General features: G+C 67.2%; 20 protein-coding genes. 14 read left to right on the top strand and 6 right to left on the bottom strand.

Going from position 1 to position 26,585, the window contains the following annotated elements; translation table 11 throughout:
- A partial coding sequence (locus tag HNP48_RS24630) for a JAB domain-containing protein (protein ID WP_311773855.1) occupies window positions 1–7,451 on the bottom strand: 7,451 nt, incomplete at its 3' end.
- 407 nt (window positions 7,452–7,858) lie between these two features.
- On the opposite strand from HNP48_RS24630, the gene HNP48_RS35465 reads away from it, so the two are divergent.
- The gene (locus HNP48_RS35465; protein ID WP_311773854.1) at window positions 7,859–8,026 is read left to right on the top strand and encodes a hypothetical protein; all 168 of its coding nucleotides are present in this window, start codon (window positions 7,859–7,861) and stop codon (window positions 8,024–8,026) included.
- Between the two features lie 52 nt (window positions 8,027–8,078).
- Here HNP48_RS35465 and HNP48_RS24620 read toward each other — a convergent pair whose 3' ends face one another.
- Window positions 8,079–9,833, bottom strand: a complete 1,755-nt coding sequence (locus tag HNP48_RS24620) for a regulator (RefSeq protein ID WP_184862073.1) — start codon at window positions 9,831–9,833, stop codon at window positions 8,079–8,081.
- 157 nt (window positions 9,834–9,990) lie between these two features.
- On the opposite strand from HNP48_RS24620, the gene HNP48_RS24615 reads away from it, so the two are divergent.
- Window positions 9,991–10,713, top strand: coding sequence for a hypothetical protein (locus HNP48_RS24615; protein WP_184862071.1), 723 nt, complete (start codon window positions 9,991–9,993; stop codon window positions 10,711–10,713).
- Window positions 10,714–10,823: 110 nt separating this feature from the next.
- Here the strand turns inward: HNP48_RS24615 and HNP48_RS24610 are convergent, their stop codons facing one another.
- Entirely contained in the window at window positions 10,824–11,666 is an 843-nt protein-coding gene (locus tag HNP48_RS24610; protein ID WP_184862069.1) for a dienelactone hydrolase family protein, read from the bottom strand.
- A 414-nt stretch (window positions 11,667–12,080) separates the two neighbouring features.
- Here HNP48_RS24610 and HNP48_RS24605 point away from each other — a divergent pair, with 414 nt between their 5' ends.
- Genes HNP48_RS24605 through HNP48_RS24595 form a run of 3 tightly spaced genes read left to right on the top strand, consistent with a single transcriptional unit; the run spans window position 12,081 to window position 14,513 of the window.
- Window positions 12,081–12,716, top strand: a complete 636-nt coding sequence (locus HNP48_RS24605; RefSeq protein ID WP_184862067.1) for a hypothetical protein — start codon at window positions 12,081–12,083, stop codon at window positions 12,714–12,716.
- Complete coding sequence (locus HNP48_RS24600) at window positions 12,706–13,743, top strand: hypothetical protein (protein ID WP_184862065.1); 1,038 nt, start codon at window positions 12,706–12,708, stop codon at window positions 13,741–13,743. The genes HNP48_RS24605 and HNP48_RS24600 overlap by 11 nt, the downstream gene beginning before the upstream one ends.
- Window positions 13,740–14,513 (top strand): hypothetical protein, encoded by a 774-nt coding sequence (locus tag HNP48_RS24595; protein WP_184862063.1) that lies wholly within the window; start codon window positions 13,740–13,742, stop codon window positions 14,511–14,513. Before HNP48_RS24600 ends, HNP48_RS24595 begins: the two co-directional genes overlap by 4 nt.
- Window positions 14,514–14,623: 110 nt before the next feature.
- Here the strand turns inward: HNP48_RS24595 and HNP48_RS24590 are convergent, their stop codons facing one another.
- Window positions 14,624–16,423 carry a regulator gene (locus HNP48_RS24590; RefSeq protein ID WP_184862062.1) on the bottom strand — a complete coding sequence of 600 codons (1,800 nt, stop codon included), beginning with the start codon at window positions 16,421–16,423 and terminating at the stop codon, window positions 14,624–14,626.
- A gap of 132 nt (window positions 16,424–16,555) precedes the next feature.
- Here HNP48_RS24590 and HNP48_RS24585 point away from each other — a divergent pair, with 132 nt between their 5' ends.
- From HNP48_RS24585 to HNP48_RS24555, 7 genes are all read left to right on the top strand, one after another.
- Window positions 16,556–16,888 carry a hypothetical protein gene (locus HNP48_RS24585; RefSeq protein WP_184862060.1) on the top strand — a complete coding sequence of 111 codons (333 nt, stop codon included), beginning with the start codon at window positions 16,556–16,558 and terminating at the stop codon, window positions 16,886–16,888.
- A 160-nt stretch (window positions 16,889–17,048) separates the two neighbouring features.
- A complete protein-coding gene (locus HNP48_RS24580) occupies window positions 17,049–18,038 on the top strand; it encodes a quinone oxidoreductase (RefSeq protein ID WP_184862058.1) in 990 nt (329 codons plus the stop codon).
- Between the two features lie 54 nt (window positions 18,039–18,092).
- A complete protein-coding gene (locus HNP48_RS24575; protein WP_184862056.1) occupies window positions 18,093–19,013 on the top strand; it encodes a LysR family transcriptional regulator in 921 nt (306 codons plus the stop codon).
- A gap of 62 nt (window positions 19,014–19,075) precedes the next feature.
- Window positions 19,076–20,080: an alpha/beta hydrolase gene (locus tag HNP48_RS24570; protein WP_184862054.1), complete on the top strand. Its 1,005-nt coding sequence runs from the start codon at window positions 19,076–19,078 to the stop codon at window positions 20,078–20,080.
- A 25-nt stretch (window positions 20,081–20,105) separates the two neighbouring features.
- A complete protein-coding gene (locus HNP48_RS24565; RefSeq protein ID WP_184862052.1) occupies window positions 20,106–20,570 on the top strand; it encodes a DUF4375 domain-containing protein in 465 nt (154 codons plus the stop codon).
- A 118-nt stretch (window positions 20,571–20,688) separates the two neighbouring features.
- Complete coding sequence (locus tag HNP48_RS24560) at window positions 20,689–21,165, top strand: hypothetical protein (RefSeq protein WP_184862050.1); 477 nt, start codon at window positions 20,689–20,691, stop codon at window positions 21,163–21,165.
- Window positions 21,166–21,363: 198 nt separating this feature from the next.
- The gene (locus HNP48_RS24555; RefSeq protein WP_184862048.1) at window positions 21,364–21,732 is read left to right on the top strand and encodes a DUF1428 domain-containing protein; all 369 of its coding nucleotides are present in this window, start codon (window positions 21,364–21,366) and stop codon (window positions 21,730–21,732) included.
- 13 nt (window positions 21,733–21,745) lie between these two features.
- Here HNP48_RS24555 and HNP48_RS24550 read toward each other — a convergent pair whose 3' ends face one another.
- Both HNP48_RS24550 and HNP48_RS24545 read right to left on the bottom strand, forming a co-directional pair.
- Window positions 21,746–22,903: a PLP-dependent aspartate aminotransferase family protein gene (locus HNP48_RS24550; RefSeq protein WP_184862046.1), complete on the bottom strand. Its 1,158-nt coding sequence runs from the start codon at window positions 22,901–22,903 to the stop codon at window positions 21,746–21,748.
- 158 nt (window positions 22,904–23,061) lie between these two features.
- Window positions 23,062–24,054, bottom strand: coding sequence for a tripartite tricarboxylate transporter substrate binding protein (locus tag HNP48_RS24545; protein WP_184862044.1), 993 nt, complete (start codon window positions 24,052–24,054; stop codon window positions 23,062–23,064).
- A 158-nt stretch (window positions 24,055–24,212) separates the two neighbouring features.
- On the opposite strand from HNP48_RS24545, the gene HNP48_RS24540 reads away from it, so the two are divergent.
- The gene (locus tag HNP48_RS24540; protein WP_184862042.1) at window positions 24,213–25,115 is read left to right on the top strand and encodes a LysR substrate-binding domain-containing protein; all 903 of its coding nucleotides are present in this window, start codon (window positions 24,213–24,215) and stop codon (window positions 25,113–25,115) included.
- Window positions 25,116–25,426: 311 nt separating this feature from the next.
- Entirely contained in the window at window positions 25,427–26,572 is a 1,146-nt protein-coding gene (locus HNP48_RS24535; RefSeq protein ID WP_221480332.1) for an FAD-binding oxidoreductase, read from the top strand.
- Window positions 26,573–26,585 lie beyond the last annotated feature (13 nt).

Genomic DNA, 26,585 nt, shown 5'->3' with positions numbered 1-26,585 from the left:
CCCACCTGATCGAGCCCGACGAGCACGCCCCTCTCGCGCCGCAGCACACTGTCCACACCACCTTGGCGCAGGCGCTCCTGCAGCTGTACGGGGTCGCCCTGGACCATCAGCGTGCCGTCGCGCTGCATTCGCATCTGCTCGGAGTCGGTTGGCTGCGCTGAGACAGTCGTAGCACCGACTTGCGGAGGTTGTGCGCTGCGGGTGCTGAACCGTGCCCGGCCAACGTTCTTCATCTCGCCGCCTGCCGCCCCTGCGTGGTCGATGGCGCGGATCACAAAGCGCTCGGCCTCGCTGTAGGTCATCGCCCGGATGGCATCTGCCAGGCTGTGCATGCCCATGCGGTCTGCAAGGCTGGCCAGCCAACCTGCAAGCACTCTCACCTGCTCTCCGAGACGCAAGCCTGCCTGCATGCGCCCGCGCAGTTCCTCGGCCACCACGGCCAAGCCTTCCTCGATGGCCAGGGCTTCGTACTGCGCTGTCAGCTCGCTGCCGGTGAACCCGGCATCGCGCAGGGCCTGTAACTGCATCGCCGCTTCAGGAGCGTCTTTCTTCCAGTCCACCGCGTACTGATGCACCCTGGCGTCGCGCTTTGCCAGATCGAGCATGGCTTGCACATAATCACGCCGGGGCAAAATGTTGCTCAGCCCAGCATGGAACAGCTCATGAAAAACCGTCTCTCGAACCTGTATGGCCTGCCGATGATTCTCGACGACGATGGCAAGCCGATTCCCCGCCCATACACCCATTGCACCTTCCGGCGCGACTATCCCCAAGTCAGCGGCCCGCAGCACGACATCGACTGGTGGCGGGTTCCGGAGCCCCGACAAAGCCTGCTGCACAAGTTGCTGCACCTGTTCAAGCGATAGGCCTGGACCCTGGCCATTGCTGCGTGTGCTGAACCGAGGCGTCGCATCATCGGCAGCATCCCCACGCGCATTGCGCCGCTCTATCTCCTGGGCTAAACTGAACACGTCCTCAGCGGCGTGGTTCACGGCGCGAGCCGGGAGCTGCACACCATAGAGGGTTGTTCTAGGGTCGATCTTTCGTGGATCGGCTATCTCGCCAACCCACTCCCCCCGCTGAGGATCTTTTGTGTTCAATTCCAGCCCGTCCTCGTGGGCTGCAGCCTCCAACCACTGGGTGCTGGGGACATGCTCATTGAGTTCCACCGCCTCCACTGTGTACAGTGGGTTGGCCCGTCCTTCCTGCCCTGTTTCTTTGACGGTCAGCTTGACCAGCTTTGAGCGTCCACTCACCTGCATGTGTGCGAAGAAGCGGTGAACTGCGCGAATGTTCACATCCCCACTTCGGTCTTGCTTGCTCCAACCCAAAATTGCCTGTGAAAACAAGCTGTCCGCATTGGCCACGGCCATGGCATGCGTAGCAGGTGTCTCGGACTTGGCTACCGCCTTGCCGCTGAGCATCTTGTCGAGCGAATTGCGCGATACCACGGCCTTGAGACCCGTGGACTCGTTGGTCAGCTGTTTGCCCTGAAATTGCCTGGCCGCCTCCCGCGCTTCGCTGAAGGTCGAGGCCTTGCGTACTCTGGGCACACCTGTTCTGCTGAACAATAAGTTGCCACGTCGAACTGGAGGATCCTCCAGGTTGTGGTGGTCCGGCGGGGTCAGTACAATCAAACTCTTCCCGCCATCGCTCTGAGCGTTGGGATGCAGAGTAGAGATGACCTTCTCTACATTCATCGTGGCGGGAAACTTTTTGGCACTGACTGCTGCCAACTCCTTTTTCCCGGTGCGCATTTCGTCGAGGTACAGCACGGAACCGTCCCCCATATTCTTGATGTAGGCAATCTGCTGCTTGCCAAGGCGATTTGTCGTTCCCAAAACCACCTTGTCGGGCGCAGCTATCACGTCCGGCAACCGCAGCAAGTCCTGGTCGCTTAGCGGCAGCAGTCCACGGTACCGCGCGGATTTCTCGTCGTAGTGGTTCTTGATGATGTGGCGAACGGCAGACCCTTCAATCACGTGGCGGAAGCCAGCAATCTCCAGGCCGTGCGTCGCTAAATTCTCGACAAGCCAATCCGACGCATGGCCGAGCACGGCCTTCTGTGGCACATGACCGGGCTGTCTGGCGCTGTCGATTACCGCCTGGACGTCTCCGGGCACTTCCGTCCAGATCGCATCCAACTCGCGAGCATGCTCGGGGTTCTCCCGCTGCGCTATGCCCCATGCCAGATTCACCAAGTCCTGGCTGTCGAACAGGCCGGGTTGCCCGGTCAGTTTCTCGAAAACCGATCGCAATGCTGCCCGCACCCGCGCCAGCCAGCCCTGCACCGAGTTGTTCGGCATCAGCGCCGTAGGCTGCACGCCCAGCTCCATCGCCACCTGCACGGCATAGGGAAACAGTTCTTCACTGCTGTAGGCAGCAGCATCTGCGTTGTCTGGCCGCGAAGCCTGTACGCGCGCTGCGGCCTCGTCGTAGACCCGCCGCTCCAGGCTCCCCTCGGGCCTGTTTGCCCAACTGCCGATCACCCCGTGCAGTTGCCTCCACCTTGCTTCGCCCAGCACCGCCTTGCCATGCTTGTGCACCAGCTCGTGCGCGGCCACGGCCATCTCCTGGCCAGCTTCGATGTGGTCGGCGATGAGGAAGACGGTATTGGTGTTGGGGTCGTAAAAGCCCTGGACCAGACCTGTGTCCTGCGAGGCCATGTCCACCTCGCCGACCAGGGGCTCCCAGTGCGCCTGGATGTCGGCCGAGGTGGCCACCACCACACGGCCGCGACCCTCTGCCAGCAGGCCCATGCTGTTGGTGAGTTTGGCAACTGCGGCGCGCACCGATTGAACGGTGGCGGGCTTAGAGGGCAGGGCCCTGGCCCTGCTGAGGTTCTGATCCGGTGCGTTGCGGCTGAACTGCTGCTCCGACAGGGGGGAGGGCAGAGAGTAGTCCGCCGAGGCTGGAGCGCGTGGTGGCTGCTGCTGCAGCAACTGCCGCGCCTTGCGCACCTGGTCAAGCCCGACGAGCACGCCGCCCTCGCGCCGCAGCACGCGCTCCACGCCGCCTTGGCGCAGGCGCTCTTGCAGCTGTACGGAGTCGCCGCGGACCATCAGCGTGCCGTCGCGCTGCGTCTCCATGTCCGCCGCACTTGAGGAGGTCGGTGCTGGACCGCCCTCTGCAACCCTGCGCCCGCGGGTCAGCGAGAAGCCTGTGCCGCCCGTATGCACGCCCTGCTGGTGCAGCGTGCGTCCGGCATCGGGCAGCGCATCACGAAGGATGCCCGCAGCCAGTGCATCGCGCACAGGCTTGGACCCTATGTCGCCCGCGTCGCCTACCGCGAAAACGCTGCCCGAGCCTGATTGGCGCATGAAGCGGCGCACGGTGGCTGCCAGGTAGGGATAGTTGCGCGTGAGGATGCTGGCTGGGGCCTCGGAGATTGCGCGCACCTTGCCATCCGCGCCGGTGCCGATGAGCGTGATCCAGCCTGGCCGCTGCATGGACTTGCCCACGATGGCCAAGTCGTCCGATCCTGCGATCCTTTCGCCCAATACCGCCATGGGCTTGCTGGCCTTGAGCAACCTGTCCTCGCCGAAGTATCTGAATCGCACCATGGAGTCCGGCGAAGCGCCAGCGCTGGTCGGTTCGATAACAGCGTATTTGTTGCTGTTGATGACCACGTGGGCCAGCATTCCTGGCACATGCGCCTCCAGATCCGCTGTCGCATTCAGATCTTCTGGGCTGGGGCGCGGGTTACCTGACGGGTGGTTGTGCAGCACGTAGTAGCCATCTGCCCCCGTGCGTTGCATGTTGTCGCGGAACTCTTTGATGTACTCCGAAAACGTCATTCCGGCCGGTACCATTGGTGTCTCGCCTGGCAGCCGCGCACTGACACCGGTGGCATGCACCACCTGGCCATCTTTAATAAAGAAAACTCGGAACGTCTCGAACCGAGGATCGCGATACACCTGGGCCAGTTCGGCCAGGCGTTGCGGGCTGTCTACTTGCTCACCGAGGAGGGATTGGCTGCCGGCGCGTTCGATTCGCTCGGCGATTCCGACTCCCACGAGAGAGGCGGTTCTAGGCGGTACGGCATTACCAGGCCCCCGCACAGAGTCCAGGGCGGTAGCCCGGGAGCGACCAGTCGTGGATCCTCGGCCATCATCAGGTTGGGTGGGTTCTTGAACGCGTCCATCGTTATCACTGTAGCCGTTGCTATGGTTTTCTGCAACGAAGTCACTTTGGCTTGTTGCGACCTCCCTCCGCGCCACTGCAGACGTTGGGGGCGCAGCTCTGCTTCGATCTTGTGTGGACTGCGGGTTGCTGAACAATTGCCGTGCCTTGCCCACCTGATCGAGCCCGACGAGCACGCCGCCTTCGCGCCGCAGCACGCGGTCTACACCGCCGGCCCGCAGGCGCTCCTCCAACTGAACGGAATCGCCCTTGACCATCAGGGTGCCGTCGCGCTGCATCTCCATGACGGGCACGGGCTGGGACGCTGCAGCGCCGGTGGGGGAGCCATGCCGCCCCTCAGTACGAGGTGCACTGGCACCCACTGCGTTGGGGTCGGCTGTGGAGCCACCAGCCGTTGGCGCTTGGGTGGCAGCTGGCGCGAGCTGTGCTTCAGTTCCGCTCCAGGTCAAGGTGGCCGTTGCCGATGCGCGCTGAGACCCCCGATCCGCCCGCTTGCCGGCCGGTGCAGCGAGTGGGCGGCTGAGCACCTGCTGTGCCAGTGCCGCCTGGTCCACGGGCACCAGGGTCACGCCCGCGAATGGTTCGGCACCGCGTATGCCGCCAGCCTGCAGGTGCGCGAGGATGGTGGCCTGGTCGCCGCCGACGACGAGCATGCCGGAGTCCAATGCCTGGACCTGTGCGTCTATGGGGGCGGTGGTCGGGGGCTGGACCTGGGACGCTGCGGTGTGGCGGGCAGTGCCGTGCTGTGTGGTGGCTGGCGCTGTGTCTGGGGCGGTTGCTTGGGTGGAGGTGCCCGCCTGGTCCGCATCGCTGCTGGCCTGCTCTTGTGGCGGGGTGTCGACTCTTTGCCATGGGTGGCTGGTGCTGCCGATGCCGATATCGGTATTCGTCGCTGCGGCCGTGGCCGTGGTCGCCATCGCAGGCGTGGCCGATGGGGTGTTGCGGCTGGTGGTGTCTGGTGTGCTGGCTGCGGCATTCTGCTCGGGCAGGGCTGCGGCCTGGCGCAGTATCTCGGCCTCGGCGCGGGCCCTTTTGGCGGCGGCGGCCACGTCGGACCAGGTGGTTGCGCCGGGCGCGGGCTCGCCGGTGGGGCCCGCGGCCATGTCCGGCGCAGACGCTTGCCCGGCTGCCGGGGCGGCGTTGCCTGTGCCGGAGCCGGTGCCTGCGCTGCGCGCGAACTCTGCTGCTGGCGCGGTGCCTTCGGTCGTCGGTCCCGTCTTGTTGGCGGCCGCGTCCTGCTGGCTGGGCACTTGGGGGGGGGTGGGTTGGTTCTGTACGCGCGGTGTGTGCGTGGCGCCAGCGGCGTGTGTGCCGCCGCCCATGGCGGTGCCCATGGTGAATGCGAGCAGTCCGCGTTTGGCGGCTTCGTTGGCCGTGGGGGCCACGTCCGTGGCGATGGCTTCGCCGATCATCTGGCCGGAGTCTTCGATCACCTCCTGCGTGCCGTCGCGCAAGCCTGCCTTCAACGCACCAGCGGCGCCGCTGGCGAGGTCGCCTTTGGCGGCCTTGTCGGTTCCCTGGCGCATGGCCTGGCGCGCCAGCGCGGTCTCGGCGCCGCCGCCGGTGAGCTTGCCAGCGATGATGCTGAAGGGCACGCTGATACCTGCGGCGGTGTAGGCCTCTTCTGGCGAATGCCCCTTGTCCAGCAGGCCGGTGAACACGTCGGCGGCGTTCTGCGCGGCCGTGGCACCGATGCCTGCGGCCGTTTGCGCCGATGCCACGCGGGCGGCCAGGGCGGTCCTGTCCAGCGCCAGGGCTGTCCTGCCCAGTGTTGCTGCTTTGCCCGCGCCGGTTGCGACGCCGGCAGGCAGCAGCATGCTGCCCGCCGAGGGCAGCAGCTTGTCGGACACCGCGCCCTTGTTGCGTGCAAGCATCTCCATGGCGCTGACGTTCGGGTCGGCCCAGTCGACCTGGAAGTTGTGCTCCTGTGCCTTGGCGCGGTCGCTGCCCACCATGTCCTTGATGATCTGCGCCCGGGCAGCCATCGAGTCGGAAAAATCCTTGCCCACAGCATCGCCGGTGGCCATACGCACGATGTCGGCGCCCCCTTTCGCGGCGGTGGTGCCTATCTGCAAGGCCCCTGACAGCGCGTCTTGCGCCACCGACAGGGGGGTCATTGCGGGCACCGGGACCTTGGCGGCGTGTCGGGGGGCCTGCTGCACCGTGGACCCCAGTGCCTTTACCTCCTGCCCCGGCGCGACGCCAGCGGCGGCGCCTTCGCGGGCTGCGCGGCGGGCGAAGTCGGGGTGCTCGCCCTTGGCGATCAGCGCCCTGGTGCGCCCTTCCACACGGGTATCGAACAGGGCCGCCGTCGGCGATTCCGCCAAGAGGCCCTTGTCCGCCTGCGCGAATTGCGCGGCCCTTTCGCGTGCGAGCTGGCCCTGCCATCCGGGCAAGGCTTGCATGCGCTGGCGGTCCTGCGGGCTGGCGGCGTCCCAGGCGTTGTTGGCGGCCTTGCGTGTCTCGGGCCGCAGCGGCAAATCGCGGGAGGGCAGGTCTGGCGCCGGCAGCGCCGTGCGCTCAAAGACGCTACCTGCGCTGGGTGGCGCGGCCTGACCGGCAGCAGGTTCGGACTGGCTGGCCACCCAGTGTGCGGCAGCGCCGGTGCCCGGCAGCATCCGGGCCAGGGTCTTTGCGCCCGATGCCAGTTGGTTCTTCACCTCGTCCATGAAAGCCGTTTGGGGGGCTGGGGCCTGGCGGTACAGTCCGCTGCGCGGGTCGTCGGCAGCGCCCAGCCTGCCGTCCGGCGCGGCGGGAGACGAGCCATCGGCTTGTGGCGCGGCCTTGGGGCCTTGCCTTGCCGCTTGCAATGGCGGCGCCCCCGGTGCGGGCGTGCCAGCCTGGGCCCGTGGTGGCCTGGGCCTTGGCGCCGCCCCTGCAGGCCGTGCCGAGTGTTCGCGCGCTGGTGCAGGCCCCGGGGCGGGCATCTGCGCATCGGCCAGGGGTGGGGGAGAGAGGGCGGCGGCTGGTGGCGCCAAGGCAATATTGCCTCCCTGGCCTCCTTCTGCCTGGCGATACGAGGCCAGGGCCTGGGCGTAGTCGCCGCCAAAGGCTTCCAGGCGCGAGCGCAGCGAGGCCGCGGTGTCGAAGATAGAGTCGACCGAGCTGCCAGGGCCCAGTGCGCGCAGCACATCGGCATTCACCCCGTATTCGCGCGCGGCGGCATCCAGGGCTGCGTCAAGAGGTACTGGGCCGGGTGGCATGGGGGCGGGTGGGTCCGCAGGCCAGGCGGTCCAGGGCGAGAGGTCGTCATTGGGGGCGTAAGCCCCCCAGGCCTCTTCTTGCGAGGCCAGTTGGTACAGGTTCATGGAAAGGGCTCCGCGCGGCGACCGTGGTTTGGAACCTGTCGTGAACAGGTTCTTGGGGCCTGCCACTGTGTCGCGCGCACGGGGGGCGTGCACAGCTGCGGCATATATGCAGGGCATGCCTTTGGGCCCTGCCATGGGCTGCTTTTCTGGCAGGCGTTGGTCACGCCCAGACATGCCCACCTGGTGTGCTGACCCAGGCCGAACGCCGGTCAGGGAACTACCGCCCCAAAACCGCTACCTGGTTACCGGGCCCGGATGTTCGCCCTGAAAGACTGCATGGGCGCTTTGCCCGGCGCCGGCAGTGTACGGCGGGCCGAGCTGGGCGCGGGCGTGCGCGCGGTCAGCGATGTCTACGACGCGCTGGGCACGGTGCGCTGCGTCCAGGCGGGCCGGCAGGCGGCTACAGCGTGTGGTCGCTGTATGCGGTCTACCCGATCAGGCCCCAGCTCAAGCTGGCGCTGAACATCGACAACCTGTTCGACCGCGTGTACTGGGAGCGCGCGGGTACCGCCACGCGCAGCAACTGCTACGGGCTGCCGCGCAGTGTGATGTTGACGCTGCGGGCGAGTTTCTAAGGGCCGGGGTGGATCCTCCAATCAATTGACAAGGCGGGGTTGGGGGCATGCATCATGCCGTCGCACCCACCTTGGCGCGGGTGCGCAGCAGGCCCTTGCGCTTGCCCTGGGTGTAGAACACGGTCACATCCACCGTCTGCCCCGCAAGGTTGGCGATGGGGCAGCCCTGGGCGGTACCTTGCAGCACACCATCGACATAGCGGTCGCGGATGGGGATTTCCACGGACCGGCCATCGACCTCCAGCCGTACCGAAGTGGTGAGCAAGCCTTCTGGCACGCTGCCCGCCGGGCCGCTGATGGCGTAGCGCACCAGCAGGTTCTGGCAGGGCCCACCGAAGATTGTGGGCATGAAATCGACCCAGGGCGTCGCTTGCAACTGCAGGCCGCTGCGGGCCCCTTCGTCCTGGGTGGCCTCGGTCAGCCAGCGGCTGAGCGGCCCCAGGTCGAGCAACTGGCCGTTGCCCAGCGGTCCCATGTACAGCAGGTGCGGCGTGCCATGGGCATTGACGGCCAGCGTGTGGCCGCCGGGGTAGGCGCGCAGGTAGTAGGAGCTGCCGTCGCCCAGGCCCGGCGCGCCTGTGCCCTGTGCGGGGAAGGTGGCGGGCAGGGCCTTTTCTGCCCAGTCCAGCACCTGGGCCGCATCGTTGGCCGGCCCCAGGCCCTTGACCGCCATGGGCGCGGCAGAGCCCTGCGGGCGGCAGACAGTGATGTCAGCGACGGGCCCCCACGAGACAGGGTGCTGTGGGTAGATGCCGCCCAGCACGCGGCAGATCTCGCTGCTCCAGCCCGCGCCTTCGCCCCAGCACTGCACATAGCCGCCTTGCAGTGCCGCGCATGCGGCCGTCTGCCCGGCACTGATGGCCGTGGCATCCGTGATGCCGGTGACCAGGCCGGTGGCGGCACCACCCAGGGCGGTGCCCAACTGGCCGTTGGTGTTGTTGCCCCAGCATTTCACGGTGCCGTTCACCAACAACGCACAGGTAAAGCCGTTGCCGACGGTGACAGCCTTGGCCGCAGCGCCCAGGCTCGTCACTTCGATCGGGGTGGTCTGTGCGCCATTGCCGGCGGGCACGCCCAGTTCGCCAAAGCGGTTGCCGCCCCAGCACGATACTTTGCCCTCCTTGCGCAGCACGCAGGCGTGGCCGTCGAAGAGGGCCACTTCCACGGCATCGCTGATACCCGGTACGGCACGTGGCGTGGCCGGTGCATCGGCAGCGCCCGCCAGGCCGCTGCCGGTGCCCACGCACAGCACGCGCCCATCGTCCTGCACCGCGCAGGTCGCGCTTTTGCCGGCTGCGGCATGCTTGGCGTTGGGTATGCCCGGGATCGGCGTGGGTTTTGCCACGGCTGATCGGACGGGCTCGCCGAGCTGCCCCTGGCTGGCATCGCCCCAGCAGACAAGCCTCCCCCAGTCGACAGCACAGGCGTGCCGTGCGCCCAGTGTGATCTGGTTGGGGTTGTAGACACCCTCTACCCACTGGCCCTTGGGCTCGACCGTGGCCGCGCCCAGTTGCCCCACATCATTGTTGCCCCAGCAGCGCACGCCGCTGGATAGCTGCGCACAGCTGAAATCGAGGCCCACCCGGATGTCCTTGAGCGTATAGGTCTCCTGGCCCTGCACCGGCAGGCTGCCCCAGCAGGTGGCTTGGCTGGTGTCGGCCACCGAGCAGCCGTGGGTGGTGCCCATGCTCACGGTGGTGGCACTGGCCGCTGACGGCGCAAAGGCCGCGGGGATGGCGAGCGCCGCAATGGCCAATGCCCTGCGCACCAGCCGCGGTGCACGCACCGGGGTGTGTCTGTCGTCCATGGTCCTCAACCTCTCGGAATGTTGTCGGGCAATTCTAGGAACGCAGGGGCTTGGCACATGTGGCTGCGGTCACAGGCCCCATGTAACGAAATGCGGTGCAGCCACCCTAGAATCCCTCTCCAATACCAACGATGCCACGCCTGGGAGGGTACCGAGCATGAGTTACACGCTTCAACTGTGGGAAAAGCCAGTTGACTGGCCCTGGCCGACCACCAAGAAGGAGGCCGACGAGCAGTTCGAGCGCGTTTCGGACAGCCCGCCACCAGGGCAGAACCCCAAGTTCCTGGAGTGGGGGCGGGTGCTGCAGGAGCGCTACCCAGAAGCAATGGACGTGTGGCTCGATGGCAGCGAGGACGGTGTCACCGACGACGCCACGCTGGGCTTTGGCATCAACACCCGCACGGAGCATTGGGACGCGGCCTTCAACCTGGCCTGGGATCAGGCCACCCGGCTGGGCCTGAACCTGTACGACCCGCAAAGCGGCGTGCACTACCTGGGCAATGGCGACACGCCCGAGGAGCCCGACCTGCAGGTCCGCCACGCCGAGGCCGCGCGCAAGGCCGGCGACCTGGACACGGCCTGGGCCGAATACCGCCGCCATGCCGTGCGCGGCAACCCGCACGCCCTGTATGCGCTGGGCCGGGCGCTGCGCTTCGGCACGCTGGACCGGCGCCGCCACTTCGAGCTGGCCGCCGCGCTGCAGATGATGGGCGCGCACGACCGGGCCACGCGGGAGGACGCCGAGGCTTTTTACGAGCGCTTTCCGGCCGAGGCCAAGGGGCGGGGCTCGATTTCGAATGGGCCCCGGCCGCGCGCGCCCTGGTGGCCGCGGTGGCGGCGATCCCGCTGGTCGGCATGGCCGTGTGCATCTGGATGCTGATGCGCTCGTTTCGCGGGCGGGGGTGAGTCCGCAGGCTCGCCCTGCGGCAGCCGGCAAGCATATGCACCCCGGACGCCGCGGCGCCCGGAGTGCATGCATTCAGGCCGGTATCAGACCAAGGCCTTGTTGAAGGTGGCCAAGAGGCGTGCCCAGGCGCGGTCGGCCTGGGCGGCGTCGTAAACGCGGGTGTCGGGCGGGCACCAGCCGTGTGCTGCCGGGTAGACCTCGACTTCGGCCTGCAGCTTGGCGCCTTCGAATGCGGTGCGCAGGCTGGTCTTGGCCTCGGGGTCCTTGGTGTCGTCGTTCTCGGCAATCGCAATCAGGTACTGCGCCTTGGTCTGTGCCACCAGGCGGTGGGGGCTCTCTGGCGCTGGCGTCACCATGGCAGCGCCATGGAAGCTGGCCACCGCACCCACACGGCCCGCCGCCACCAGGGCCGTGCGCACCGCAATCGGCCCGCCCATGCAGTAGCCGGTGGTGCCGATCTTGCGCGCCTTGTCCACCTCGGCCTGGGCGTCGAGCCAGGCCACGAAGGTCTTGCCGTCGCTCAGGTGCATGGCTGGCGTCAGGGCCTGCATCAGGGGCAGCACTTCGGCAATCGGCGTCTGGCCGCCCTGGGGCGCGGTGGGCGCCTTCTTCTGTCGGTAGAACGGGTTGACGACCAGCACGCTGTAGCCCGACTCGGCCAGGCGCTTGCCCATCTGGCGGAAGGCAGGGCGCAGGCCGAACACGTCGGGCCAGACCAGCACACCGGGGGCAGAGCCCGATGTGGGGGCGACAAAGTAGGCATCGCAGGTTCCGTCCGGCGTGGTGATGGTCACGTCGCGCTCGGCCACTGCAGCTGCATTGGCCACCGCGGGCAGGGTGGTCAGCAGGCCGGCCGATGCCGCCCACGCAGCGAAGTCGCGGCGGGTGTACTTGTGGAGATCGTCATGGTCATTTGAATCGCACATGGTGGTCCAGCTCCTTTTCGGTCAAAACAAACAGTTGCGGCAGGGCGTGCCATGGTACGTGACATCCAGGAATGCTGCAGGCTCTTTGGTGCCATGGTGTGGTGCCTTGGGGGGCAGCCCAAAGCACCCACAAATTGCATGGCAAACGCGAAATGGGCCGATTCAGGGGCTGCGCTTAGGATGGCTGCGAGGGAGTTTTCGAGCCATAACAAAGACGACAACATGAGAGACCACAGCAGCCCCAGGGCCCTGGCGCAACCGTTGACAGCGGCAGGCCCCAACACGGCGGGAGCCGCGCCCCATCGCACCACAGAGCAGGAGAAACAGCCGCCTGCCCGCCGCAGAAGCCGAGAAGAACTCGCTGCCGCCCACCAGCGTGCGCAGGCGCGGGTGCGTACCGAGGTGCAACGGCAGATGGATACGGAGCGCCGCGACCTGGTGCGCAAGTTCCAGCAGCGCTTTCACCAAAAGAGCCTGGCCAGGCCGGCTGCAAGGCCTCTGCGGCTGCCCTACCGCTTTGCCGTGCCCCTGGTGGCCGTGCTAGTCTTCATCTTTGGGGGCGCCTGGTTCGAGATGTCGCGGGGCGGCGAATTCCTGGCCACCGGCAATGCTGCATTGCGCGCGGCAACCCCGTGGGTGGTGCTGGCGGCGATACCTGCGTGGTACTGGGTGCTGTGCCGGGCAGAGGTCTGGGCGCCACGCGTGTATGAGGACATGCCCACCTGGTTCGTGCGGCGAATGGTCGTCTTCCCCTTTGCCGCGTTGCTGGCGGCGGCTGCTGTTGGCGCTGCGCCCTGGGGCTGGGCCGCCTACCTGGGCGGCCTGTCGGGCACGGCCTCGCGCATGGAGGTGCGCGTCGTGTCGGTGGATGCACCGCGCCGCTCCAGCCGCTGCCAGCAGCATGCCAGCGTGGAGCTTCGCGGCGCCGTGGCCCGCGTCTGCGTGCACACCGCCACTGTCGGTGCAGTGCCCCGTGTGGGGGATATCCTGGTGGTGTCCGGTCGCGTTTCGCGCTGGGGCGTGCGTGTGGAGTCGGTCCATGCGAAATGAGTCCTCTGCCCGCGAGTCATCGTCATCGCCAGCGTTCGGCGATGTGCCTCGGCGCTCAGACCCCAGCCCCGGTGCGGGCGACGCCATCGACCGTTTGGGGCCCGAGGTGGCGACCGTCCTGCGGGAAGGCCTCGCGCTGGAGCGCAAGGGGCTGTTGGATGCGCAGGCGACTGAGCGCATCGAGGCGCGGCTGCAGGCGCTCTACGAGGCCCAGATGCAAGATTTGATGGACCGGCAAGAGAGCGCGCCTTCGGCCAGCGAGAGCCGCTTGGCGCCAAAGCAATCCACCTCCGGTGAGGAGTGGCGGCCGGGGTACAGGGCGTCGGACCCGGAGTTTGCAGCCCGCATGGAGGCACTGCAGCAACGGACCGATGAGACCCTGCGCGAAATAGATCGGAGCCTGCAAGAAGCGAGAGACCGAAGTCTGGCCTTCCGGGCAAAGTATGGGATCGTCGAGCCGGCCCGCCGAGGCCCGCCATTGCCCTTGGCGTTCAGCGTGCCACTGGCAATTGCGGGCGTCCTGGGCGCCGCTAGCGGCATTCTTGCGATGGTTCTTGGGGAGGCCTTCATCTGGTTCAGCGCGGCGGGTTACGGCACAGTGGCTCCGTGGCTTTTTCTTGCTGCACTGCCCCTGGTTGCCGTGATGTTGTATCGCGCTGAACAGGCAGGCCACTCTTTGCGGAACCGGTACCCGACCTGGTTCGTACGCTGGCTTTTCGTGTATCCGGTCACGGTCCTGCTTTTTGCGGGCATGCTGGTGGCCTCGCCCATGGGATGGAGTGCGGCATTGGGGTGGGGCCTGGGCACCTCTTCGCGCACCGAGGTGCGGCTTGTATCCCTGGGCACCCTCTCACCCGGGACCAAAGGCTGTGACCAATCTGCATACGTGGAATTCAAGGGCACGACGTCCCGCATCTGCCTGGAAGGGCGTTTGCAAGGCAAGCCGCCGAACCCTGGTGAAACGGTTGCCGTATCGGGGCGCATCTCCCGATGGGGGCTCTATGTGCAAAGGATCCACGGCCGATGACGCGCCAGGGCACAGATACCGGGGCCACCAGGCCGGGTGCAGCGCAGGGTGCCCCTCCTGGCAGCAATGCGGATGCCGAGGAAACCGCCCACATCGAAGCACGCCTGCTGGCCATTGGCGATACCCAGGTGCGCGAGTTGGCGTTGCGCAAGGCGTCTCGAAAGAGTGCCGCCCCAACGATGCCATCGGCTTCCCGAAAGGCATTCGCACCCGTGGTGGTGCCCAGGCCTGTCCGCTGGGCGGCCCTGGCGTTGGCCGGCTGGACCGTGCTGGGCATGGTGGGCGCGCTGTCCCCGCTCGGGCGCCGGTTCATCTGGTTCGGCTCCGCGGACTACCTCTCCATGGTGTGGGCATTGGCTGCCTTTCTGCTGCCGGTGTTCGCAGTCTTCTGGTTCTGGACGATGCGCAGGGCGCAGGCCATCCAGAGCGATGGGATGACCTGGACCAAGCGTTGGCTGGGGGTGTTTCCAGGCTGTGTGGCCCTGACCACCGCCATGGTGCTGGTAGCGCCCTGGGGCTGGTCTGCCATGCTGTGCTGGGCCTTGGGCACGCCCACCCGCGTACAGGTGCGCGTTGTCTCTTTCAAGGTGCCTGAATACTACCGTGGCTGCCACCTGCGCGCGGCATTCGAGTTCCAGGGAGTCACTTCCCCCGACGCTTGCGTGGATGGCCGTTTCAAGGGTGACATGCCGCCTGTGGGCAGCGCGGCCACGGTGTACGGAAAGCTCTCCCGCTGGGGGCTGATGGTGAACAGCATCCACGGGCGGTGAAGGCGCTCGCTAGGGCATCAGCCCGCATGGGGCATTGCTGCAGTCTGGCTGTGCATTCAGTGCATGGACCTCCGAGAGCCTGATGGCGCTTGGTCGGTGGGTTCGCTCGCTCAGGATGACTCCATCACCTTGACCCGTGCCCGCACCTGTCCCGCCTCGCCATTGGTGGTGTAGTACAGCACCAGCTCCACGTCGGCACCCCCGCGCAGCACGGTGGCGGGGCAGCCCCCGGCACGGCCCGCATAGGTGTTGGGGGAGGGCGCCAAAGCGCTGTCCTCGCTGAGGCCCGTGGCGTCCACATACGTGTCGTCCTTGAGCAGGCGGATTGCGGTGGGCGTGAAATCGGCGGGCAGCGTGTTGCCCGGGGTGGCGCCCACGCGGTAGAAGATGTAGAGGTTGTTGCACCCGGGCCGGTACGGCCCAGGAAAGAAGTCCACATTGACGTGTACCTGCTGCAGCTGCAGCGTGGTGCTGATGGGCGGCGTGACGGGCTGCGCCGCGCGGGCCTGCCGCACCCACGGGGCCAGGCGGCCCAGGTCGGCCAGTTGGCCGCCGCTCTCGGGGCCCAGGTACATCAGGTGCGGCGTGCCATGGCCGTTGACGGCGAGGTAGGTGTTGCCGGGGTACGCGCGGTCGTAGTAGTTGTTGATCATCAAGGGCACGAACCCGATGGGCCGTGCCGGAAAGGTCTGCGGCAGCGTTGCTTCGGCCCATTGCAGGACCATGAGGATGTCCTCCAGCGGACTCAGGCCGCTCAGGCCCACTGCGTAAGGCGTGGCAGAGGTGCCGGGGAGGCAGGCTCCACCGTTGAACATGGGGTAGCTGTACGCAACGCCCGGGTAGTAGGCGCCGATGGGGGTGCAGGGTATGGGCCCGCGGCCCGCGCCTTCGCCCCAGCAGTTGACGTAGCCGCCATCGAGCACGGCGCATGCATGCGTCGCGCCTGCGCTGATGGCAATGGCATCGGTGATGCCGAGCACGGTGCCTGTCGCGGGCGTGGCGGACTCCTGCCCGTAGCCGATGCCCAGTTGCTTGTTCGGGTTGCCACCCCAGCACTTCACCGCTCCGTTGGTGAGCACGGCGCAGGTATAGCCCGGCCCCACGGCAACAGCCTTGGCCGCACCACCGAGGGCCGGCACTTCCACCGGCACTGTCACCGGCGTGGCGCTGGCCGCCGTGCCCAGCTCTCCCTTGGCGTTGCTGCCCCAGCAGGCGATGGCGCCCGTCTTGCGCAGCACGCAGGCGTGGCCGTCGAAGAGTGCCACGTCCACCGCATCGGTGATACCCGGCACCTGGGTGCCCGTGCCGGGAGCCGGGGCCATGCCGCCCGGCGCTGTGAGCTGTGGCGTGCCGCTGCCGTAGCACCACACGCTGCCATCGCGCTTGACCACGCAGGTGCTGCCGTTACCGGCGGCCACGCGCGCCACATCGTACAAGCCCTCCGCGTAAGTGGCCTGTGCCGACGGCGTGGCGCTCACCGGCGCGCCGCGCTGGCCCCGGCTGCCATCGCCCCAGCAGTACACCACCCTCTCGCTGAGTGCGCAGGCGTGGGTGGCGCCCACGGCCAGTTGGGTGGCTTGCCGCACGCCCGCGATGGCCTGGCCCGGGGTGTCTGCCGTGGCGGCACCGAACGAGAGGCTGCCCATGTTGCCCCAGCAGCTCACGGTTTCGTCCTTGCGCAGCGCGCAGTTGAAACCCTTGCCCGCGCGCAGGTCGGCAATGCCCGCGGTGCTGGTCTTGGCCAGTGGCACGGCGCCCCAGCACTGGGCCACCCAGTCGTTGGAAACGGAGCACGAGGTGTCGTACCCCGTGCTGAGCGTAGTGGCCCGGGCAGGCGCAGCCGCCAGAAGCAGCAGGCCGGCGAGCAGGGCCCAAAGCCAGAGGTGGGGAGCTGAAACAGTGTTGCGCATGGCGGCCGTTCTATCAGTTTCGCTGCCGTATGCACACACAAAAAACACCTGGTCACGAATGACCTGGTGCCCGCGGGCGGCACAATGCCGACCGGAATTTCCGGCTGCAATCCCTTCAATCCAGACTGTCCCATGACGATCGAGCCCATTCGCTACCAACTGGTGATCCAGTTCCCCGACAGCTACTTCGCCTCACTGGACGAGGTGCATGCCTTCGAAGACCGATTGATCGCCTGTATGCCCCGGACGTGCGATGTCGATGGGCACGACGTCGGCTCGGGCACTGTCAACTTCTTCATCTACACCGGCTATCCCAATGCGGCCTTTCTGACCTTTCGGAAGTACCTGGGCACGAACAAGGTGGAGAAGAAGGTGCGGGTGGCGTATCGCGAAGCCACGGGCGAGGACTTCACCAATCTCTGGCCCAAAAGGGATCTGCGGCCCTTTCACTACTCCTACGACTGAGCTGGCACCGGCCCTTGCGTACAGCGGATCGAGGGCGCACCCGCATCCCATTGCTGCACCCCATGCACGGTTGAACTGCAGCCAGTCCGATTGCTGGCGCGGGCACGCACGCCTACGCTTGCCGGGTCTCCAACCGCATGAACAAAGCAGGAAAGCCCGCATGGCACAGCAGCAGCAACAACAAGTCGTCGTTCTCCACGCAACCGGCGCCCCCGAGGTGATGCACCTTGAACCTATGTCAACCGGGGCCCCCGGTCCGGGCGAGGTCTGGCTCGCCCAGGCCGCCATCGGTGTGAACCCGCTCGACGTGAGCCAGCGCAAGGGGGCTGTGCGCATCGCCTTGCCCTCGGGCCTGGGTCTGGAAGGGGCGGGCACGGTGGCTGCCATCGGTGCCGGTGTGACGAACGTCGCCGTGGGCGACCGCGTGGCCTATGCCACGGGGCCGCTCGGGGCCTATGCCAGCGCGCGGCGGTTCCCGGCGGACCGGCTGGTGAAGCTGCCGCAAGCGCTGTCGTTCGACGACGCGGCGGCCGTGCTGTTCAAGGGCATCACGGCGCAGTACCTGCTCAAGACGACCTGCGCCGTGGGGCCGGGCACGCGCATCGTGCTTTACGGGGCGGCGGGCGGGCTGGGGCAGATCATGGCGGCCTGGGCGAGGCACCTGGGGGCCTTCGTGATCGGCGTGGTGTCCAAGGCCGAGAGCGTGGAGCGCGCGCGGGCTGCGGGCTGCCACGAGGTCTTTGTTTTCGACCCGGCCACACTGGCCGCGCAGGTGAAGCAGGCCACAGAGGGGCAGGGCGCCGACGTGGTGTACGACCCCATCGGCCGCGTGTCGCTCGAGGCCTCGCTCGACAGCCTGCGCCCGCGCGGGCTGTTCGTGTCCTTTGGCGCACTCTCGGGTGCGCCGGCACCCATCGACATGGGCACGCTCAATGCCAAGGGCTCGCTGTTCGCCACGCGGCCCTCGCTGGCGGCCCACACCGCCACGGCGGCCGAGTACCAGGAGCGGGCACGCGATGTGCTCGATGCTATTGCCGCCGGCATCGTCCGGCCGCAGGTCTGGCGCCGCTATCCGCTGGCCGAGGTGGCGCAGGCGCATTCGGACCTGGAGCAGGGGCGCTCACAAGGCGCGATTGTGCTGGTGCCTTGACTGGGCGGGGTGGTGCATGGCGTACAGTCCCCGTGACTGCTTTGCGATTGCCCCATGGACCTGCTCGACAGCCAACACGCCGATGAACTTGCCACGCTGCTCGCGCTGCATGCCGAGGGCTCGTTCGCGGCCGCAGGCCGGGCGCTGAACAAGCACCCCTCGGTGCTGTCCAAGCGCCTGGCCGCGCTGGAGGCGCGCCTGGGCGTGCGCCTGGTGGAGCGCACCACGCGGCAGCTGCGCTTTACCGACGACGGCCTGCGCCTGGTGGAAAAGGTGCGCCACGCCGCTCTGCTGATCGCCGAGGCGCAGAAGGAGGCCGCCCAGGGCGCGCACGAGGTGCGCGGGCGGCTGCGCCTGTCCATGCCCGCCGCGATGGGCCGGCGCTGGCTCAGCCCCATGGTGGCGGGCTTTGCCATGGCCCACCCCGAGGTGGTGGTGGAGGTGGAGTACGCCGAGCGTTTCGTCGACATCGTGGCCGAGCACTTCGACGCGGCCGTGCGCATCGGCGAGCTCGAAGACAGCCGCCTGGTGGCCACGCGGCTGTGCGAGCACCGGCGCATCCTCTGCGCGGCGCCGGCCTACCTGCAGCGCCATGGCACGCCGCAGGTGCCGGCCGACCTGGCGCAGCACAACTGCCTGGGCTTCACGGGGCTGCGCTCCTACCCCGAATGGCGCCTCACACGCGATGGCGTGACCGAATCCGTGCAGATCCAGGGCACCCTCATCAGCAACGACAACGAGGCCCTGCTGGCCGCCGCGCGCCTGGGCCTGGGCATCATGGCCGCGGGCGACTGGCTGGTCAGCCCCGACATCGCCGCGGGCCACCTGGTGCCGGTGCTGGCACCCTGGGGGCTCAATGCGCATGCCGGCATTTACCTGGTGCGGCCTTCGGGGCGCTTCAGCACGGCGGCCATGGCGGCGTTCAAGGCGTGGATGGTGGGGCAGTTCGCGCAGGGGGCGCCGTGGCGGTTGTGAATACCCCACGGAGCAACGACTTCTCACACCCCTGGCCCGAGCGGTGGGCAATACTCGGCGGCATGAAAGCATTTCTGTTCGGCCTGGTGGTGTCGGCCGCGGCGCTGGCTGCGGTGGCGCAGCCGGCGGCTGGCCCGCGTGACCAGCCCATCGAGGCGCGCGGCCCGCTGGGCCCGCTCAAGGGCAGTCTGCTGGCCCCTGCCAAGGCGGGCGCGCCCGTGGTGCTCATCGTGCCCGGCTCGGGCCCCACGGACCGCAACGGCAACAACCCCCTGGGCGTGAACGCCGCCACCTACCGGCTGCTGGCGCAGGACCTGGCGGCCAAAGGCATTGCCACGGTGCGCATCGACAAGCGCGGCATGTTCGAGAGCAGCAAGGCCGTGGCCGATGCCAACGCCGTCACCATCCCCGACTACGTGGCCGACGTGCGCAGCTGGGTGGGCGCCATCCGCCGCAGCACCGGCGTGCCCTGCGTCTGGGTGCTGGGCCACAGCGAGGGCGGCCTGGTCGCACTGGCGGCGGCGCAGGCTGGCAGCGGCAGCGGCAGCGAGGTGCAGGGCATCTGCGGCTTGGTGCTGGCGGCCGCGCCAGGCCGGCCGCTGGGCCAGGTGCTGCGCGACCAATTGCGCGCCAACCCGGCCAACGCCCCCATCCTGGACCAGGCCCTGGCCGCCATCACCCGGCTCGAAGGCGGCGCCCGCGTGGACCCGGCCAGCCTGCACCCCGCCTTGCACCCGCTGTTCAACGAGGCGGTGCAGGGCTTTCTGATCAGCGCCTTTGCGCAAGACCCGGCCCAACTCATTGCTGCCACCAAGCTGCCCGTGCTGGTGCTGCAGGGCGAGCGCGACCTGCAGGTGCCCGCGCAGGACGCGCGCCTGCTCGCCAAGGCCCAGCCCGCCGCCCAACTGGCGCTACTGCCCGACACCAACCACGTGCTCAAGGCTGTGCCCACCGACGATGCGGCCGCCAACATGGCCACCTATGCCAACCCCGGCCAGCCGCTGGCGCCGGGCGTGGTGGATGCGGTCGTGCGCTTCGTCACTGTGCCGGGCAAGGCCCGACCCTGATGGGCCGCACCAAGGAGACCATTGCATGGGTGTAAGCAACAGCCCCACCTGGAAGCACCTCGAAGACCGCTGGGACCAGGGCTTCGACACGCTCATGCGCGAGGAACAGGAGGCCATCGCCCTGTGGTGGCTGGAGGCCGAGACCATGAACGGCACGCTCAACCAGTTCTACTGGAACAACGCCGGCGACATGGCCCTGCTGGCACGCGATGGCCTGCGCAGCCTGGGCATGCCCATCACGCTGGCGGCGCTGGAATCCACGCTGGCCCACTTCGGTGATGCCTACCCGCTCGACCGTGACGCGCGCATGGCCATGCTGGAGGTGATCGAGGCGCAGCATGGCACGGATGTGTTCACGCCCGCGTCGCGCATCATCCAGGATCTGCCCGAGGATTTTGTGCAGGCTGCGGTGGACCGGCTGGCTGTGCTGTATGCGCAGGGCGGAAAGCCCCGATGCCTTTCTGCAAGCAATCCAGCATCAGACACATAGTGGATTGATAAATGAGTTGGCTGATCATGGATCCAGAAGAATCAGTGCCCAGAGCATTCCCACATCGATCAGCATATTTCGCATACCCTTCAGGATGCATTGCGTTGGGCTGCAGAGCATGAAACTACCTTGGCATTTGGAGTGTGATCAATCCCAAACACCGACCCTCTTCGAGCTCTCAGATGGCCGCTTTCAAGTTGTATCGCACGGGCAGCTTGCACCGTTGATGGGTGGATACGGCTATCTTCTCGTGGAGAAGCGCCTCGCCGACTTCCTGGCCAGCTTGAAACTCGAGCGGGTCTCCTACGAGCCGGTGGCGTTCTTCTTCCCGTTTACTGGCGAAGAGGTCCGTACGCATGTTCGCATCAGAGTCAGTCAGTTCTTCACTGCCCAAGACCTTCGAGGCCTGGCGCTCGATGGCTTGCGCTTGATGACCATGAATGATAGGTACTACTTCGTTAGCGAAGAGCTAAAGGGGGAACTCGAGCAGAGTGGGTTCGCCTATCTGCAATTCAGCGAGGGTCTCACAGGCTTTGGCGGGAGTGCAGCCCACACCGTCCGTGCAACGCGCCCCGGTGTACCAGGCAACACGTGAAGCTTCCTCTAATGGCCAGGATCGGGTAATGGTGAGGGGCTGTTCGCGCTGCCCAGCGCAGCGTGCAGGCCCATGGCTACTACCATGGGGGAGAGCGCAGGCACTCTCTGATCGATTTGGCCTGCCGCTGTTCGTCGTGTGGATACGGGGTGCCCGACAGGCGGGTACCCCGCTTGGTCCACTTCACAGGAGCAAGCCATGTCTTACATCGATGGTTTCGTGATCGCCGTCCCCACCGCCAACAAGCAGAAGTTCATCGAACACGCGCGCCGGTTCGATCCGATCTTCATCGAGCTGGGCGCCCTCCGCGTGATCGAGGGCTGGGGCGATGATGTCCCCGAGGGCAAGCTCACCGACTTCCGCCGTGCCGTCCAGGCCACTGCCGAGGAGACCGTGGCCTTTTCGTGGGTGGAATGGCCGGACAAGGCCACCCGCGACGCGGGCATGAAGAAGATGGTGGAAGACCCGCGCATGGACCCTGCCAACCCCGGCAACCCACCCATGCCGTTTGACGGCAAGCGCATGATCTTCGGCGGTTTTGAGCAGGTGGTCGAAGTGAAGGCTTGACCGCTGTGCAGACTCACCCCGCAGCGCTGCGCAGCGCCTGCTCCACATCCGCCGCCAGCAGCTCCGCCCCTTCGGCACCGATGGCCAGGCGCACGATGCCCTGCGTGACCCTGCAGTAGGCCCGCCGGGCCTGCTCGGCCTCGGGGTAGTAGCCGGCCAGGCTGTGCACGCCGCCCCAGCTCGCGCCGATGCGAAAGACCTGGAGCGCGTCGAAGAACTGGTGCACCTGCGCTTCGGATGGCAGCCGGGGCACGAAGGAGAGCACGCAGCCGCCGCCCTGGAAGGACGCGGCCCAGCGTGCATGGCCTTCGTCGCCGGGGCGGGGCGGGAACATGACGCGCTCCACATGGGGATTGTTCGCCAGCCGCTCGGCCACAGCCAGGGCCGATGCGCACTGGTGCGCGTAGCGCAGCGCCAGGGTGTCCAGCCCGCGCAGCACGAGAAAGCAGTCGTCGGGGCCCACGACCTGGCCGAGCACGCTTTGGGCGGTGCGCAGCTTTTCATACAGGCTGCGGTTGTCGGTGGCGATGGAGCCCAGCAGCAGGTCCGAATGGCCGCCGAACAGCTTGGACGCCGCCTCCACCACGATATCGATGCCCATAGGCACGCCCTGCAGGCCCAGGGGCGAGGCCCAGCTGTTGTCCAGCACGGTGGTGATGCCGGCTGCCCGCGCGGCGCGCACGATGGCCGGCAGGTCCTGCATCTCCATGGTCAACGAGCCGGGCGACTCCAGAAAGATGAGTTTCGTGTTTGGCCTGAAGCGCTCTGCCAGCTCGGCACCCGCGCTGGGGTCGAAGGTCTCGCACGCCACGCCAAAGCGCTGCAGGTAGTCGCTGGCAAAGCTGCGCAGCGGGCCGTAGGCCGAGTCGGCGATGAGCACATGGTCGCCGGCGCCCAGCAGCGCCAGCGCCACCTGGCACAGCGCGGACTGGCCCGAGGGTGTGACGATGCAATGGCTGGCGCCTTCGAGTTGGGCGATGCGCTTCTCCAGCATGCGCGTGGTCGGCGTACCCATGATGCCGTAGGTGTAGCCATCGAACAGGCGCTCCTTGCGCGTGGTGAAGTCCGCAATGTTGTCGAACAGCACGGTGGATGCGCGCCACACGGCGGGGGACAGGCTCTGGAAGCCATCTTCGGGCTTGTTGTTGAGGGTAGGAGGAGTGTTTTTCATCTGTGCTCTTCAGTTGTTCAGCGCGCTGCGTGTGAAACTGGCCCGGCCGAGGCCAGTGCCCCCGTGCAAGGGCCGCCCCGCCGCACCGGGGGCGTCCCCCTCCCGAGTCGCGCAGCGAATCGAGAGAGGGGGAAGGCGCGAAGCGACTCAGGGGGTGCTTATTCTGGTTTGATGCCGAGGTCGGAGACGACCTTGGCCCATTTCGCGGCCTCGGCGCGGATGAAGGCCATGGTGTCGTCCGGCGCCTTGCTGCGCAGGTTGATGGCCAGGCTGGAGATGCGGGCCTGCACCTGCTTGTCCGCGAGGGCCTTGGTGGTGGAGGCGTACAGCCTGTCGACGATGGGCCGGGGCGTTTTGGCGGGCACGACCAGCGCCCACCATTGCCCGAAGTCCAGCGTGGACAGGCGCAGCTCGCTCGCGGCGGGAACGTGGGGCAGTTGCGCGATGCGGCGGCTGCCCGTGACCATGAGCGGCACGATCTTGCCCGCGCCCAGCAGGCTGCTGGCGCTGGCCAGCGTGCAGAAGTGGCCCGCAACCAGGCCGGCGGCGATGTCGGTGAGGGCCGGGGCCGAGCCCTTGTAGGGAATGAGGTCGAAGGGGACTTTCAGTTCTTTGGCAAACAGGCCCGCCGTCAGGTGGCTGATGCTGCCGTTGCCGCTGGTGGCCAGGGTGAAAGGGTCGGCGGCCTTGCGCGCGTCGGCCAGGAAGTTCTGAAACTGCCCCTCCTTGTACTTCTGCGCGTTGACGAAGAGCACCAGCGGCGAATCGCCCAGCAGCGACACGGCGGCCGTGTCGTTCATGAGGTCGTAAGACACCTTCTGGAACACCGAGGGCGCAATCGCGTGCGCCAGCTCGATCACCGAGGCGGTGTACCCGTCGGCCGCGGACTTGGCCATGGCATCCACACCCAGGCGGCCCGAGGCGCCGGGCCGGTTGTCCACGACCACGGGCTTGCCCAGCAGGTCGCCCAGGTTCTGCCCGACTGCGCGGGCCAGCACATCGGTGCTGCCGCCGGCCGACCAGGGCACGATCAGCTTGACCGGTTTGTCGGGATAAACCGGGTCTGCCCAGGATTTGGCCAGTGGAGCCAGGGAGCCCACGGCGGCACCGGCCAAACCCAGCAAGGTGCTGCGCCGATTCAAGGTCTGCATATTATTCATGGGATACACCACGCCTATTGGATTGCATTTCAATAACCAGATCAATGTTCGATATTCATCTGGGGCTTCGGTGCTGACTCTAAAATCAGAGGTAATTACAATCAATGACTGAAATGCAGTCATCCATGCGCAAACCTGATAGGTGACCCATGAACTTTCGCCAGGTAGAAGCCTTTCGTGCCGTGATGGTCACCGGCTCGGCCTCGCGCGCGGCCGATCTGCTGCAGATCACCCAGCCGGCCATCAGCCGCAGCATCCTGGAGCTGGAGAAGCTCACGGGCTTTGCGCTGTTTGACCGCATCCGCGGCCGGCTGGTGCCCACGGCCGAGGGGCAGCTGTTCTTTCGCGACGTGGAGAGCAGCTTCCAGGGGTTGGACCGGCTGCGCGTGAGCGCGGCGCGCATCCGCGACTTCGGCACGGGCGACATCCGCATGGCCAGCCTGGCGGCCATGGGCTCGACCCTGGTGCCGCATGCGCTGCGCCTGTTCCGCGAGCGGCATCCCTCGATGGCGGTGACGCTGCAGGTGGCAGCATCGTCTTCCGTGCGCGAGCTGGTGATGGCCAGCCGCTTTGATGTGGGCCTGGCCGCTGACGAAATCGATGTCACCGGCCTGGAGCACCAGCTCTTTGCCACGCCCAAGGCCGTGTGCGCCATGCCGGCCGGGCACCCGCTGGCCGAGCGCGGGGTCGTCACCCCCGAAGACCTGGCAGGCGAGCCCTTCATCGCCCTGGCACCCGAGGACACCGTGCGCCGCAAGCTCGACAAGGTGTTCGAGTCCAAGGGTGTGCGCCCCAGGGTGGTGGCCGAGACGCCCAACTCGTCCACCGTCTGCGCGCTGGCCATGGAGGGGCTGGGCGTGGGGCTGGTGAACCCCTATGCGGCCGACGGCTACGCCGCGCGCGGGGTGGTGTTCCGCCCGTTCTCGGCGGCGGTGCACTTTCGCACGCTGCTGATCTTTCGGCCGGATCTGCCCAAGTCGCGCATCGTGCGCGATCTGGCGGCCTGCCTGTTCGAGGCGCGCAACCTGCGGGCCGATCGTTTGGTGAACTGATGCGCCGGTGCCCGCAGGCGCGGGTTGGCTATCAGGTTTGGTAATGGCAAGCGCCACTGGCGTCATTGTTTTCATGAGGTTGCCGGCCGTACAGTGCCCGCACCCCTGATCGATACCTGTTTTTAAACACCTGGCGGCCTTTTGCAGGCCGTGCTGCCGCATATTCGGGTGATTTTGCTTTCTGGCGCAATGGGTAATCGCATGGGGTGGTTTTTGGATAACCCAGTTCCACAACGCATTATTTTCCCATCATGATTCAACGACGCAATTTTCTCCAGGTCGCCGCATGGGGCGCAGGCTCCGTTTCCGCGATGTCGTTCGCCAAAGGACGCCGGCCCCGGGTCGGCGTGGTGGGCGCGGGCATCATCGGTGCCTCGATAGCGGCCTACCTGGCCGATGCGGGGGCCGAGGTCATCGTTTTCGAGAAGGAGGCGCCGGCCTCGGGTGCGACACGGGCGTCCCTGGCGTGGATCAACCCGAGCACGGTGAATGCCGACTACCGCGACCTGCGCCTGGCCAGCATGGCCGAGTGGCATCGCTTTCAGGAGCGTTTGCAGCTGGAGGTGACCTGGGGTGGCTCCATCAGTTGGAGCGACGATGCCGAGAAGGCCAAGAACCTGGACCAGCGCGAGGAGGTGCTGCGTGTGACCAGCGCCAACCCGAAGCATGTCACCGAGGCCGGCATCAAGGCGCTGAGCCCTTACCTCGAACCCGGCGAAACCCGGGCCGGCTTCTACCTGCCGCAGGACGGGCACATCGACCCTGTGGCGACCACCCAGAAGATCCTGGCCTACGCCACAGCCAAGGGAGCGCAGGTGTTGCACCCTTGTTCGGTGGATGAGATCCGGCTTGACCGGGGCCAGGTGAGAGGCGTGCGCACCAGCACGGGCGACTTCCATCCGCTCGACCACCTGGTGTCGGCCTGCGGTACCGATACCTCGGCGCTGCTGGCGAAGGTGGGTGTGAAGATCGGCATGAACGCCGTGCCCGGGCTCAAAATTCACACGCACCCCATCGCCCCGACGACGCGCAAGGTGTACGACTTTTCCAGCGCGCTGGAATGGAAGCAGATGCCCAATGGCGAAGCCGTGGCCATCTACGTGGGCGGCCCACCCAAGACGCCCACGCACGAGCCGGTGTATGCGGGCGCGCTGCGCAGCCACCCCACGCAGGAATTGGCCGCCATGCACGGCGAGAGCCTGAAGATGAAGGTGGCCCGATACTGGCCGGCCCTCAAGGATGCGCGCGTCAAGGACGTGATCGTGGGCTACCGCCCCATGCCGCTCGATGGCTTGCCCATGATCGGCAAGGTGCCGGGTGCTGCCGGCATGTACATGGTGGCGACCCACAGCGGCGTGACGCTGGCGCCCCTGCTGGGCAAGTTGGCGGCGCAGGAAGTCCTCACCAGCGAGCGGCTGGCTGTGCTGGCCAAGTACCGGCCAGAACGGTTTCTGTGACCGTTGTGCTCAG

Origin of the sequence: Acidovorax soli, assembly GCF_014207955.1 — a bacterium.
Classification (GTDB): Bacteria; Pseudomonadota; Gammaproteobacteria; order Burkholderiales; family Burkholderiaceae_C; genus Acidovorax; species Acidovorax soli_A.
Note: the sequence above shows the minus strand (reverse complement) of the source record. Positions and strands in the feature narration are given on the sequence as shown.